12 protein-coding genes are annotated in these 13417 nt (G+C 54.3%); 9 read left to right on the plus strand and 3 right to left on the minus strand.

Translation table 11 applies throughout. From position 1 onward, the window contains the following. The first annotated feature begins 19 nt into the window (after positions 1–19). Positions 20–997, plus strand: a complete 978-nt coding sequence (locus tag VQ830_RS06785) for a lysylphosphatidylglycerol synthase domain-containing protein (protein WP_337267324.1) — start codon at positions 20–22, stop codon at positions 995–997. On the opposite strand, the gene VQ830_RS06790 is transcribed toward VQ830_RS06785, so the two are convergent. Further along, a complete protein-coding gene (locus VQ830_RS06790) occupies positions 935–2485 on the minus strand; it encodes a phospholipase D-like domain-containing protein (RefSeq protein WP_337267325.1) in 1551 nt (516 codons plus the stop codon). The genes VQ830_RS06785 and VQ830_RS06790 overlap by 63 nt on opposite strands. Before the next feature lie 222 nt (positions 2486–2707). Between VQ830_RS06790 and VQ830_RS06795 the strand changes: the two genes are divergently transcribed. The 8 genes from VQ830_RS06795 to VQ830_RS06830 all read left to right on the plus strand — a co-directional run bounded on the left by VQ830_RS06795 (position 2708) and on the right by VQ830_RS06830 (position 11206). After that, positions 2708–3475 (plus strand): DeoR/GlpR family DNA-binding transcription regulator, encoded by a 768-nt coding sequence (locus VQ830_RS06795; RefSeq protein ID WP_337267326.1) that lies wholly within the window; start codon positions 2708–2710, stop codon positions 3473–3475. A gap of 145 nt (positions 3476–3620) precedes the next feature. Beyond that, positions 3621–5138, plus strand: a complete 1518-nt coding sequence (gene glpD, locus VQ830_RS06800) for a glycerol-3-phosphate dehydrogenase (RefSeq protein ID WP_337267327.1) — start codon at positions 3621–3623, stop codon at positions 5136–5138. Positions 5139–5180: 42 nt separating this feature from the next. Continuing rightward, the gene (locus VQ830_RS06805; protein WP_337267328.1) at positions 5181–6248 is read left to right on the plus strand and encodes an ABC transporter ATP-binding protein; all 1068 of its coding nucleotides are present in this window, start codon (positions 5181–5183) and stop codon (positions 6246–6248) included. Positions 6249–6257: 9 nt separating this feature from the next. Next, a complete protein-coding gene (locus VQ830_RS06810; protein ID WP_337267329.1) occupies positions 6258–7328 on the plus strand; it encodes an ABC transporter ATP-binding protein in 1071 nt (356 codons plus the stop codon). 3 nt (positions 7329–7331) lie between these two features. Beyond that, positions 7332–8198 (plus strand): carbohydrate ABC transporter permease, encoded by an 867-nt coding sequence (locus VQ830_RS06815; protein ID WP_337267330.1) that lies wholly within the window; start codon positions 7332–7334, stop codon positions 8196–8198. 1 nt (position 8199) lies between these two features. Next, positions 8200–9117, plus strand: a complete 918-nt coding sequence (locus tag VQ830_RS06820; RefSeq protein WP_337267331.1) for a carbohydrate ABC transporter permease — start codon at positions 8200–8202, stop codon at positions 9115–9117. A 2-nt stretch (positions 9118–9119) separates the two neighbouring features. After that, the gene (locus VQ830_RS06825) at positions 9120–9413 is read left to right on the plus strand and encodes a DUF2160 domain-containing protein (RefSeq protein WP_337267332.1); all 294 of its coding nucleotides are present in this window, start codon (positions 9120–9122) and stop codon (positions 9411–9413) included. A 68-nt stretch (positions 9414–9481) separates the two neighbouring features. Continuing rightward, positions 9482–11206: an ABC transporter substrate-binding protein gene (locus tag VQ830_RS06830; RefSeq protein WP_337267333.1), complete on the plus strand. Its 1725-nt coding sequence runs from the start codon at positions 9482–9484 to the stop codon at positions 11204–11206. Positions 11207–11350: 144 nt separating this feature from the next. Here the strand turns inward: VQ830_RS06830 and VQ830_RS06835 are convergent, their stop codons facing one another. Further along, the gene (locus VQ830_RS06835; protein WP_337267334.1) at positions 11351–12130 is read right to left on the minus strand and encodes a class I SAM-dependent methyltransferase; all 780 of its coding nucleotides are present in this window, start codon (positions 12128–12130) and stop codon (positions 11351–11353) included. Between the two features lie 322 nt (positions 12131–12452). Further along, entirely contained in the window at positions 12453–13313 is an 861-nt protein-coding gene (locus VQ830_RS06840; protein WP_337267335.1) for a DMT family transporter, read from the minus strand. Between the last annotated feature and the right edge of the window lie 104 nt (positions 13314–13417).

The following is a 13417-nucleotide window of genomic DNA, read 5'->3' on the forward strand; positions in this document are numbered from 1 at the left end:
TCGTCTTCTTAGGAACGATATGACCGCCAAGCGTCTTCTTCTTCATGCCACCATGGTTTTCGGTTTGCTGCTTGCGGCCTATCTTCTTTATCGTGTGTTCCGCGGCTATTCACTGAACGATATCACGAAGTCCATCACTGCAATTCCGCTGCCGCGATTGGCAGCCTCTGCAGGCTTTGCCGCTGCCTCTTATATCTGCCTGACTGGCTTTGACTGGCTCGGGCTTCGATATGCGGGCAAACCTTTGAGCTATCCCAAGGCAGCGCTTGCTTCATTTACTGCACTGGCGATAGGCCATAATCTCGGTGTCGCAGCTTTGAGCAGCGGAGCAGTCCGCTACCGTTTTTACGCGCGCTGGGGCCTGAGCGCAGAAGAAGTTGCGCGTAACATTTTGTTTTGCGGAGTAACGGTAGGCCTAGGCCTGATTGCATTGGCCAGTGTCGCTCTTCTGCTCAACCCACAAGATGCTGCAGCCGTCGTTCATCTCAATGGCAACGAACTCTTCTGGCTGGGGATTGCCTGTGGAGCCGTCCCTGTCGCCTATATGGGCCTCTCGATGATATTGAAGGCCCCGTTACGTATCTGGAAATGGCACTTTAAAATGCCGGGGCCGCGCCTTGCTTTGGCTCAGATTATTGTCGGTACCCTGAACTTTATCTGCGTTGCAGCCTGCTTACACCAACTGGTCGCGGCTGGCTCGGATGTTAGCTTCGTAAAAACTGCAACAGCTTTCGTGCTTGCGAATATCGCAATCCTAGTAACGCACGTTCCTGGAGGCCTTGGCGTACTGGAAGCAACCGTTCAGCATGTCATGCCGAATTCGGCATCGATCGGAGCGCTGATCGCATTCAGGACAATCTATTTTCTGATTCCTCTGGTCATGGGAATTGCGTTGTTGATCGTCAGCGAAATCATTTTCAGGCGTGGAAAAGAGTCAAAGAAAGATGCTTCCGAACCGCGCCTTGATGAGCGAGGCGTGCAGGCGCACCTCTCGTAGAAACCTGAACGGGCGACGCGGATCGACGAGCGACGTTCCCGGCATCGGCGTGACTTCACCCTGTTCAATATCCACCGCAAAGGTGCAAAGCCTGCGTTTCCTGACGTTGAAGAAGTCGATCGCAGAAATAAGAGACCCCGTCTGAGATACTTTCGCACTCACCTCTTCAACATCGGCGTCAAGATGCTCGGCCAGCAAACTGTTCCGTAACCTGTTGAGGGCTTGGCGATGATCATCGCTTGAGGCCTCAACAGCCATATCGCATTCTGTGTCTAACCCTTCAGAGCGATGATTGAGGTTGGACGAGCCAATCCTGACAAATTGCTCGTCGACGACGATCAGCTTCGAATGAACGAGAATCTCATTTTCCTGTTCTTTATCGTCGAGGATCGTCGGATAAAGGACGCGAAGCCTGTCATGCACATCAATACGCTTCAGTTTGCGGATCAAACGATCACGATTGTTGCCCATCGTAAGCTTCTCGATCAGGCCGTGCGAGCTTTTGGTCACGACAACAACGATTTCAGGACCGTCTTCTTCGCGCAGGCGCGCAGCAATTGCCCGGGCGACGTTGAAGGAAGCAAGGTACTGAGTTTCGATGTAGATGTGACGCTTTGCAGCCTTTATCGCATCGCGCGTGAGACGGACTGCCTCGTGGCGCCCACGTCGGCCCACGAGCCCTGGTTCTGTCAAGGCGACAGCTGCATTCACATTGCTCATGTCAGTGGTCATACATGCCGGCCATTGATCGGCATCATACTCCAACTCACAGGGCGAAATAACCTTTCCAGTGGCCCACTGCCACCGGCGCCGCGCCACGTCGCCCACCAATTTTGCGGCAGGCCCCGTGATCGCGGCCTGCATATCGTGGACGGCACCGTATGACTCTCCCTCCGGGCTCCTTCGCAATGGATTGTCCGGACGATGATCGGGTTCGTCCCAGCGACGAGCGGTGAGATCTATGCCGCCCAGAAATGCGCAGTTATCATCTATGACAACCAGCTTTTGATGGTGGCACGCGCGCAAAGGATGTCTAAGATCAAATCTCAAATCGATCTGTGGATGCGCAGACAGCCTGCTTTCGCGAAACAGTCTTAGGGATTTGCCGGAATAGACAGGCCCCATTCCCCAAACAAGGATGCGAATTTGCAGCTCTGGATGTTCGTCAACGAGCGACAACAGAAGTTCGCCGAGGGTTTCAGAGCTGTGGCGGGGTCTCAATCGGATATCGGGATTGAAATCCCAGCCGATGATCCAGATCGTCTTTTTCGCCTTGCGCAAAACGCTGTCCAAAGCGCTGAAGTAGGAGGCCCCATCGATTAAAAACGACAAACGAAGAGCAGTATCGGCTCGCCAGGCATTCCGACCCGGCTTGATGATGGAACCCGAATTATCACGACGGCCGACGCGCTTCAGCCGACCGACCCAACGGTTCTCAGAGACCACGGCGGCGTCATCGCGCGCCAAAGAATGGTCCAGTTCCAACATGATTTGCCCCAGTGCACCCTTCAAATACTCCCCGAGTAACGCGGCTAATGCGGATAGGTTCCATCCTAGGAAAAGTTCCTCGTCAAAAGCGCTTAGCAAGTCTTCGCTTTTGTTGCTCTTTCCTTTCGGTTTCCCTCGCAAGGCGAAAATCGACGACGGCAAGCTTTCGCTCTTATTTTCGTTCTGATACACAGGCACGATAAAGGCGAACATGAGGGGAGCATGTTTCAAACAGATCGACAGAAAGAAATCGTCGACCTCGCGAAAAGACATGGTCGCGTTCTGGTCGATGATCTCGCCAATCTATTCTCCGTCACGCCGCAGACGATACGCAAAGATCTCAACGAACTCTGCGATGCAGAGATTCTATCGCGCATCCATGGTGGGGCGACATTTCCCAGCGGCACCGAAAATGTAAAATACGAGGCGAGGCGTCAAATCGCGGCCTCCGAAAAGCAGGCGATCGGTCTTGCCGCAGCAGGTCTGATCCCCAACCAGTGCTCCCTCTTCATCAATATCGGCACCACGACCGAGGCCGTCGGCGAGGCGCTTGTCGACCACAGTGAGTTGATGGTCATTACAAACAACATCAATGTCGCAAATCGTCTTCGTTTGAGGCCCTCGATAGAGGTCGTGATTACTGGCGGCGTAGTACGTGGATCTGATGGGGGGATCGTCGGTGAAGCCGCCGTCGACTTCATCCGTCAATTCAAGGTCGATTATGCCGTGATTGGAACCTCCGCCATCGATGCAGATGGGGCGCTGCTCGACTATGATTTTCGGGAAGTCAAGGTCGCGCAGGCGATCATCGCCAATGCACGGCACGTGATCCTTGTATCCGATTCCAGTAAGTTCGAGCGTACCGCACCGGTGCGTATCGCGCGCTTGTCGCAAGTTCACACTTTCATCACTGACCATTGTCCTTTGGGGTCAGTGCGCGCGCTCTGTCGCGACAATAACGTCAGATTGATCGAGACAGGCTCGATTTGACGGTCATTTCTCCGGTGGCGGAAAATCCTCTGTGAAGCGCGAAAGGAATATTATACATTCGTTTGACATTCGAATTAATTTCGTTTTAAGGTCGTTTCACTTTCGGATGGGGTAGGGCCGAAGTGACTTGCGCGGGGAGGACAGAGTGAGCCGGGACATCCTGGATATCTTCGTCATAGGCGGCGGCATCAATGGCTGCGGCATTGCGCGTGATGCAGTTGGTCGCGGCTACTCGGTAGCGCTTGCCGAAATGGGCGACTTTGCATCCGGCACGTCTTCAGGCGCCACCAAACTTATCCATGGCGGCCTGCGCTATCTTGAACATTATGAATTTCGCCTCGTTCGCGAAGCCTTGATGGAGCGCGAAGTCCTGTGGGCAATGGCCCCTCACATTATCTGGCCGATGCGATTTGTTCTTCCTTATCATAAAGGCGGCATTCGCCCCGCCTGGATGATACGGCTTGGCCTGTTTCTTTACGACCATATCGGCGGCCGCAAGCGTCTTCCGGCGACATCCGTACTTGATATGCGCAAGGACCCCGCTGCCAAGCCTCTCAAATCCATCTTCACCAAGGCTTTCGAATATTCGGACGGCTGGGTGGACGACGCACGCCTTGTGGTCCTGAACGCGCGTGACGCCGCCGATCGCGGTGCCTTCATTATGGCGCGCACGAAAGTCGTCTCGGCACGACGCGAGGACGGAGTTTGGCGGATCGATACGGTAAATATGCGTTCAGGCGAGAAAGCAAGCCATCACGCGCGAATGCTGATCAACGCGGCAGGTCCATGGGTCGACGGCGTCATCCGCGGCGCCTTCGGGCGGAATGAAGCTCATAACGTACGCCTTGTTCAGGGCAGCCACATCATCGTGAAGCGCAAGTTTGACGATCCGCGTGCGTACTTCTTCCAAAATCCCGACAACAGGATCATTTTTGCGATCCCGTATGAAACCGATTTTACGCTTATTGGAACGACTGATCGGGACTACGAGGACGATCCCAAAGATGTTCGCATCACGCCGGAAGAAACAAATTATCTTTGCAAGGCAGCCAGCGAATATTTCAAAGAACCGGTAAGGCCCGAAGACATCGTCTGGAGTTACTCCGCCGTTCGTCCGCTCTATAATGACGGCGCATCGAAAGCTCAGGAAGCGACGCGGGATTATGTTCTCAAGGTTGAGGATGACAACGGAACTGCGCCAGTTCTCAATGTTTTCGGTGGAAAGCTGACCACATATCGCAGGCTCGCTGAACACGCTCTGGAGAAGATTGGCGAAGCGATTGGCCAGAAAGGAACGACCTGGACGTCGTCGAGCAAGTTGCCTGGCGGCGATTTCGCGTACAATGGCTACGATGAACAAGTCGCCTCCATTCAAAAAGATTATCCCTTCTTGGAGGGCCGGATGGCGCGCAATCTCGTGCGCCGCTATGGCACGCTGACACGCAAGATCCTTGGCAATGCCAAAACGCTGGCCGATCTCGGCATTCGTTTCGGATCCGATCTATACGAGGCGGAAGTCAAATACCTCATCGAAAAGGAATGGGCCGTCACTGCCGAAGACATCTTATGGCGGCGAACGAAAATGGGATTGCGCCTTACTCCACAGGAGACGGCGCAACTGGAAAGCTACATGGCCGACGCGCCAGCGAGGATGATCGGATAGTTCATTTACGCAGGCACCGGTGTAGGAGGAGGCACGGGAGTTATGCTCGAATTGCGAAAAGCAGCCAAGATGGTGGGGACGGATTATCATATCCATCCAACCGATCTTGTATTGGAGCGCGGGACGCTCAACGTTCTTCTGGGACCCACTTTATCTGGGAAAACATCGCTGATGCGTCTGATGGCGGGTCTTGATCGTCCGACCAGCGGGACAGTCCATTTCGACGGCGTCGATGTCACGGGCGTTCCCGTTCAAAAACGGAACATCGCGATGGTGTATCAGCAGTTCATCAATTACCCATCGCTGACCGTCTATGAAAATATCGCCTCACCTATGCGAATCTCCGGCAAAGACAAGGCAGAGATCGACCGGGAGGTCAAAAGAGCGGCGGAGTTGATGAAGCTTACGCCCTATCTCGATCGGACGCCGCTGAACCTTTCAGGCGGTCAGCAGCAACGGACGGCATTGGCACGGGCTCTGGTCAAGAATGCAAGTCTTGTGCTGCTTGATGAGCCCTTGGCCAATCTCGACTACAAACTGCGTGAAGAACTTCGCGAGGAGCTTCCGAAGATCTTTTCCGAAGCCGGCGCCATTTTTGTTTACGCAACAACCGAGCCGTCGGAAGCCTTGCTGCTCGGCGGCAACACCGCAACGCTTCACGAAGGCCGGATAACACAGTTTGGACCGACCATCGCGGTCTATCGTAAGCCTTCGAACCTCATTACGGCACGAACTTTTGCCGATCCACCTTTGAACGTCATAGAGGTGGCTAAAAAGGACGGCGTTTTTGCGCAGGGAGAACAGGCGATGCTTTCGGTACCGCCGCATCTTCAGCGCCTGCCGGATGGCCCGATTACCCTGGCATTCCAGCCACATCATCTCTCTTTGGCCTCAAAGGGAGAATTGTCGGCACCTTTGCGTGCACGCACGCTCGTTTCGGAAATCGCCGGTTCGGAAAGTTTCGTGCATCTCAGTTTCGGAGGAAAGAGCTGGGTCATGCTGGAACACGGTATCCAGGACATTGCGCCCGACACGGATGTCAACGTCTTCCTTGATACCAGACACTTGATGGCCTTCGGCAACGACGGCCGCGCCATGGCTGTGGCTTGAGGGGGCAATATGTCTAGGATAACACTCGATCACATCCGCCATGCCTATGGCGCGAATCCGACCTCACCGAAAGATTATGCACTGCGGGAGGTCAATCACGAATGGACCGACGGCGGCGCCTACGCCTTGCTTGGACCGTCCGGTTGCGGCAAAACCACGCTTCTCAACATCATTTCGGGTCTTCTGCACCCTTCGCATGGACGGCTGCTGTTCGACGGACGTGACGTGACCGATCTGTCCACCCAGGATCGCAATATCGCGCAGGTTTTTCAGTTCCCGGTAATCTACGACACGATGACCGTCTACGATAACCTGGCATTTCCTCTTCGTAACCGAGGGGTCAAGGAAGCGGAAATCGACAGGCGCGTGCGGGAAACCCTTGAGATGCTCGATCTTTCAAGCTGGGCGAAACGCAAGGCGCGCGGTTTGACTGCCGACCAGAAGCAGAAAATCTCGCTCGGTCGCGGGCTCGTACGCAACGACGTGTCGGCAATCCTCTTCGACGAACCGCTGACGGTAATCGATCCTCACATGAAATGGGTGCTGCGCTCACAGCTCAAGCGGCTGCATCAGCAATTTGGGTTCACGATGGTCTACGTCACCCACGATCAGACTGAAGCTTTGACGTTCGCCGATAAGGTCGTCGTCATGTACGAGGGCCAGATCGTCCAAATCGGAACGCCGGACGAACTGTTCGATCGTCCCAGCCACACGTTCGTCGGGTACTTTATCGGCTCTCCCGGAATGAACGTTTTGTCGGCCGACATCGATGGTAGCAAGGCGCGGATCGGAGCGGAAATTATCGACATCGGTTTTGCGCCGAAAGTAGCGCCAAGCGCCAAGACCGAAATTGGCATCCGGCCCGAGTTCATCCGCATCGGTCGCGAGGGAATGCCTCTTCAGGTCGCCAAGGTCGAGGACATCGGCCGCCGCAAGATCGTCAGAGGACAGTTCTCAGGCAAGCCGATTACGATCGTCGTTCCCGAGGATGGCGATATCCCGGCCGATGCCCGTATCAGTTTCGATCCCACCGGCATCAATCTCTATGCCGACTCCTGGCGTGTTGGAAGGGAGGTCTGATCAATGGAAAAGACGTTAAACAACAAGGCATGGTTCCTGGTCGCGCCAATGCTCATTCTGGTGGCTTTCTCGGCGGTGGTCCCGTTGATGACCGTTGTCAACTACTCGGTTCAGGACACGTTCGGCAACAACCAGTTCTTCTGGGCAGGCACGCAATGGTTCGATGAACTCTTGCAGTCAGAGCGCTTTTGGGAAGCGCTTCAGCGCAATCTGATCTTCTCCCTGATCATCCTTGCGATCGAAGTCCCGCTCGGCATCCTCATCGCACTCAACATGCCCAAGAAGGGGATTTGGGTTCCAGTCTGCCTCGTTACGATGGCCCTGCCGCTGCTCGTTCCGTGGAACGTGGTCGGCACCATCTGGCAGGTCTTCGGGCGCAACGATATCGGTCTCTTCGGCTATTATCTCAATCGTATCGGCATTGATTACAACTATGTCCAGGATCCACTGGACGCCTGGGCAACTGTGATCATTATGGACGTATGGCACTGGACAAGTCTTGTCGTTCTGCTGTGCTACGCCGGGCTCGTATCCATTCCAGATGCCTATTACCAGGCTGCGAAGATCGACGGCGCTTCCCGCTTTGCGGTGTTCCGTTACATCGAGCTTCCAAAGATGAAGCGCGTCCTGTTGATCGCAGTCCTGCTGCGCTTCATGGACAGCTTTATGATCTACACGGAGCCGTTCGTCGTGACCGGCGGCGGTCCTGGTAACTCCACGACCTTCCTATCAATCGATCTCGTCAAGATGGCGCTCGGTCAATTCGACCTCGGTCCAGCCGCAGCGATGTCGCTCGTCTACTTCCTGATCATCCTGCTGCTTTCCTGGGTCTTCTACACCGTCATGACCAGCCACGATGCGGAGACCTAACATGATCACAGCAAACGGCACCATTACCTCCAGAGGTCACGACGGAATGGATCAGACTGCACCCGCGTCTGCTCAACGCAGCGAGGCGACACGAAACAAGGCCGTCAAGGACAGCGAAAGTTCTCGCTTCGCGTGGATTATCCCGACGCTCTACATTTTGATCCTGCTTTTGCCGATCTACTGGCTCGTGAATATGAGCTTCAAGACAAATGAAGAGATCTTATCGTCACTGACGCTCTTTCCGCATAACCCGACCCTGCGGAACTACCAGATCATCTTCACCGATGCGTCCTGGTACTCCGGCTACATCAACTCGATCATCTATGTTGTTTTGAACATGGTAATTTCGGTCAGCGTCGCCTTGCCGGCGGCCTATGCTTTCTCGCGTTATCGGTTCTTGGGCGACAAGCACTTGTTCTTCTGGCTGCTGACAAACCGGATGGCACCGCCCGCCGTTTTCGCCCTGCCCTTCTTTCAGTTGTATTCGGCCTTCGGCCTCATCGACACGCATATTGCCGTTGCACTCGCGCACTGCCTGTTCAACGTCCCACTTGCGGTATGGATTTTGGAAGGCTTCATGTCGGGCGTACCGAAGGAAATCGACGAGACTGCCTATATCGATGGCTACTCGTTTCCGCGCTTCTTCCTGAAGATCTTCATGCCGCTCATTGCCTCGGGGATCGGCGTCGCCTGCTTCTTCTGCTTCATGTTCTCGTGGGTGGAACTGCTCATTGCCCGCACGCTGACGACAACAGATGCAAAGCCGATCGCTGCAACGATGACAAGAACGGTATCTGCAGCCGGCATGGACTGGGGGCTCTTGGCCGCGGCCGGCGTTCTGACCCTCATACCGGGCGCCCTCGTGATCTGGTTCGTACGCAATTACATTGCAAAGGGCTTTGCCCTGGGGAGGGTGTAGTCATGTCCTTTTTGCCTGATTTCTCATGGATGGCCTGGACGTGGCAAACTGCCGTTTTTTTTGCCGTGATCGCACTTCTGATCGCGAGCATGGGGGTGTGGGAATATTTCTCACCCGGCGGCGCGCCGCGACACGGCATCTTGCACTTCGAGACAACGCGCGGTGATAGACTGTTCGTTTCACTGCTTGGAAGCGCCTTTATCAATCTTGCCTGGCTCGGCTTTGTGGGCGGCAATCTTTGGTGGGCGCTCGCGATCTCAATCGTCTACACGATCGGCGTATTTCGTTACGTCTAAAGTTTCGGTCTCTCAAGCCGGGGGGCCGTGAGGATGAAAACTGCAATCGCAACAACCGGGAGGATAATATGCGACGGCATCTTTTGACATCTACGGCGGCTATACTTGTCGCACTGGCAGCGGGATCAGCCCATGCCGGTATGAACGAGGCAAAGACGTTTCTTGATAAGGAAATTGGCGACCTTTCCTCGCTTTCGCGGGCGGACCAGGAAAAGGAAATGCAGTGGTTTATCGATGCTGCAAAACCGTTTCAGGGCATGGAAATCAAGGTCGTCTCTGAAGCACTGACCACGCATGAGTATGAATCGAAGGTGCTGGCCCCGGCATTCACAGCGATTACAGGCATCAAGGTCACTCACGACGTCATCCAGGAAGGCGACGTCGTCGAGAAGATCCAGACGCAGATGCAAACCGGCCAGAACCTTTACGACGGCTGGGTGAACGACTCCGACCTTATCGGCACCCATTGGCGTTATCAGCAGGTGCGCAATCTGACCGACTTCATGGCCAATGAAGGAAAAGACGTCACCAACCCAGGTCTCGACCTCAAGGATTTCATCGGAACATCCTTTACGACAGCGCCGGACAAGAAGCTTTACCAGCTTCCGGATCAACAGTTCGCAAACCTTTACTGGTTCCGCTACGACTGGTTCAACGACGAGAAGAACAAGGCGGACTTCAAGGCCAAATATGGCTACGATCTCGGCGTTCCGGTCAACTGGTCGGCTTACGAGGATATTGCTGAGTTCTTCACCGGCCGCGACATCGGCGGCAAGAAGGTCTTCGGCCACATGGATTACGGCAAGAAGGACCCCTCGCTCGGCTGGCGCTTCACCGATGCGTGGCTTTCGATGGCCGGTAATGGGGACAAAGGCCTTCCTAACGGATTGCCAGTCGATGAATGGGGTATCAAGGTCGATGACAAGTCGCGTCCTGTCGGCTCTTGCGTAGCCCGCGGCGGCGACACCAATGGCCCAGCGGCTGTTTACTCAATCGAGAAGTATCTCAAGTGGCTCAAGGCCTATGCTCCTCAGGAAGCGCAGGGCATGACCTTCAGCGAGAGCGGTCCGGTCCCATCACAGGGCAACATTGCTCAGCAGATCTTTTGGTACACAGCGTTTACCGCGGACATGGCAAAGCCTGGCCTGCCTGTCGTCAACGAAGATGGTACGCCGAAGTGGCGCGTTGCCCCGTCTCCGCATGGTGTCTACTGGAAGGAAGGCATGAAGCTTGGCTATCAAGACGTTGGGTCTTGGACGCTGATGAAGTCAACACCGACGGACCGGGCAAAGGCCGCATGGCTTTATGCGCAGTTCGTCACGTCTAAAACCGTCGACGTGAAGAAGAGCCATGTCGGTCTCACCTTCATCCGAGACTCGACGATCCATCACCAGAGCTTCACCGATCGCGCGCCGAAACTCGGTGGTCTTGTCGAATTCTACCGTTCGCCGGCGCGTGTACAGTGGTCGCCGACCGGCACCAATGTTCCCGACTATCCAAAGCTGGCTCAGTTGTGGTGGCAGTCGATTGGTGATGCGGCCTCTGGCGCCAAGACCGCGCAACAGGCGATGGATTCGCTCTGCGAAGCGCAGGAAAAGGTCATGGGACGTATCGAAAAGTCTGGCGTTCAGGGCGATATCGGCCCTAAACTCGCAGAACAACATGACCTTGCCTACTGGAACAAGGATGCAGTTTCCAAGGGTAACCTTGCTCCGCAGCTGAAGATCGAGAACGAGAAAGAAAAGCCGGTCACCGTCAACTACGACGAACTGGTGAAAAGCTGGCAGAAGTAGAGTTCAGCTTCCGCCGCCAGTCTATCGGCTGGCGGTGACAATTTATGTCGAAGGCCCGCACATCAGCAAGATGTGCGGGCCTTTCGCATTTATAGCCGAGATTGTTGGGTTACAGATGAGAGGTAGATTAAACGATCGACGCAATCAGGCTGTGCGATAGGCCCAGTCAGACATGTTCTTCATGCCAGAGCGCGAAAGAAGCTCGTAGGCAATGCGGCGCTTCATCGGATTGTGGAGACGCAGAACCTTCGACCCGAGAAAATCGACCTCTTCGTGCCGAAAGGCTTTGAGATGTTGCGAATTACGGATGACGTCCACGTAGAAGTCATAAAACTCGCTTCGACAAACGTAGGTTTTGTATTTTGTCATGCAGAAGGCTTTGAGCTTGTCTTCGCTGCTGCGTAGAAAATCTCCAACGGCAACCGTTACCTCCGGCCATGCGGGATTGAACGTGTCATCGAAGGCGATCACGCCGTGAGGAGCAAGAGACTGCTCCGCAAGACGACTGTCATGCACGACATCCTGGAACAGATGTCCTCCGTCGATGCTGAAGAAGCGAACTTGTCCGACTTTCTCTTTTATCAATTCGGGGCGAAGAGCCGTGCTGTCGCCGCGGATGACACAATTCTCATCGACGGGGATACCGAGCAAATTGCCGTTGTCAAGGAAGCGACGATATTGCTTGCCGCCCTCCCCGATGTTGAAAAGATCAACAGCAAGAACTTTCTCTTTCAAATTCGTGATTTTACGCAGCAGAAAATAAGAGCGACCATAATAGACGCCGATTTCGGCCAGTCCCCCTTCCATCCTCGCATGGTCTTGATCTTCGACGATCGACACAAAGACAAGGGCATCGGGTGGGTCAATATAACCTTCCACCTTATGAAGATCTTGAAATACAAACTTCCGGATATTTGAACTCAATTCCGTAACCTCAATTGTGATTGCGTTCTCGGATTGGAGGCGCCAGCCTATTGCTTCTCATTGCGAAAACTTCAGACATGCAATTCTGCGCAGATACGCAGAACCTTAGTATTCGCTGTCGTAGTTTCTAGGGTGAGAAGACAAAAATAAGGCGGATATCAATTTTTCGTTGTGATACGCCTATTTAAACGCGATTATTTTTCGCTGCTGTCAATCAAATTGAATTTTGTTGAGATATTTCTAAAACTTCATATTAGAAGAGGCCAACTTATACTTCGCTTTATACTTATCAAAAGTTGCATTTTCTTTTAAATGCAACTTTCTAAGCAAAGCGACGCGCACCGAAGACGCAGGCAACCACACCTCCCGTGACTGCAATCATGGAAAAATTGACTGGCTCTCCCAGCAGTCCAGCTGCCAGGGCCAATCCCATGAAGGGCTGCAGGAGTTGAAGCTGACCAACCGCAGCAATCCCCCCCTGTGCGAGACCCCGATACCAAAAGATGAAGCCGATAAGCATGCTGAAGATGGACACATAGGCCAGCCCGATCCACGCGCTGCGCGGCACATCGGCCAAGGGAACATGATGTTGAGACAGAACAAGAGTGAAGGTGACAGGCAAAGCTAGGACAAGAGCCCAGGATATCACTTGCCATCCCCCGAGACGACGCGAGAGCTTCGCCCCTTCAGCATATCCAAGTCCGCATACAACAATAGCGCCGAGCATCAACAAATCATCTCGCAGTGAAACCGATATTCCGTCACGGATCGCAAACGCGGTGACGAGCGCGCTACCGAGACAGGAAAACAACCAAAAGGCTGCATGCGGTTTTTCCGCCCCACGCAAGACGCCGAAGATCGCCGTCGCGAGAGGGAGGAGGCCAATAAAGACAACTGAATGCGCTGAGGTAATGCGCTGAAGAGCAACTGCCGTTAGGAGAGGAAATCCGATCACCACGCCGCCAGCGACGATTAACAGGGATAAGAGGTCCGACAGCGAGGGACGACGTTCACGAAGGACAATCAGGAGAACGCTTGCGAGCAGCCCTGCAATAACGCCCCTCGCCGCAGTCAGGAAGATCGGATCAAATCCCGCCACGGCAAGACGCGTTGCCGGCAACGATCCCGAAAAGATTGCCACACCTATAAAGCCGTTCAGCCAGCCGCTCGCGCCCTTATCCATTCCGATACTCCTGATTCTTGGACAGGAAAGTCTATTGACGCGCCGAAGAAAGCCAGACACGGTACAGTACAATTGTCAGTAACTGTTATGGCCATGTAAGGAGA

Source organism: Oryzifoliimicrobium ureilyticum, from assembly GCF_037199735.1.
Taxonomy (GTDB): domain Bacteria; phylum Pseudomonadota; class Alphaproteobacteria; order Rhizobiales; family Rhizobiaceae; genus Rhizobium; species Rhizobium ureilyticus.

Bases quoted from the DNA above. Each gene is read 5' to 3' on its own strand.
- VQ830_RS06785 (WP_337267324.1), top strand. From the start codon at position 20: ATGACCGCCAAGCGTCTTCTTCTTCATGCCACCATGGTTTTCGGTTTG.
- VQ830_RS06790 (WP_337267325.1), bottom strand. From the start codon at position 2,485: ATGTTGGAACTGGACCATTCTTTGGCGCGCGATGACGCCGCCGTGGTC.
- VQ830_RS06795 (WP_337267326.1), top strand. From the start codon at position 2,708: ATGTTTCAAACAGATCGACAGAAAGAAATCGTCGACCTCGCGAAAAGA.
- VQ830_RS06805 (WP_337267328.1), top strand. From the start codon at position 5,181: ATGCTCGAATTGCGAAAAGCAGCCAAGATGGTGGGGACGGATTATCAT.
- VQ830_RS06810 (WP_337267329.1), top strand. From the start codon at position 6,258: ATGTCTAGGATAACACTCGATCACATCCGCCATGCCTATGGCGCGAAT.
- VQ830_RS06815 (WP_337267330.1), top strand. From the start codon at position 7,332: ATGGAAAAGACGTTAAACAACAAGGCATGGTTCCTGGTCGCGCCAATG.
- VQ830_RS06820 (WP_337267331.1), top strand. From the start codon at position 8,200: ATGATCACAGCAAACGGCACCATTACCTCCAGAGGTCACGACGGAATG.
- VQ830_RS06825 (WP_337267332.1), top strand. From the start codon at position 9,120: ATGTCCTTTTTGCCTGATTTCTCATGGATGGCCTGGACGTGGCAAACT.
- VQ830_RS06830 (WP_337267333.1), top strand. From the start codon at position 9,482: ATGCGACGGCATCTTTTGACATCTACGGCGGCTATACTTGTCGCACTG.
- VQ830_RS06840 (WP_337267335.1), bottom strand. From the start codon at position 13,313: ATGGATAAGGGCGCGAGCGGCTGGCTGAACGGCTTTATAGGTGTGGCA.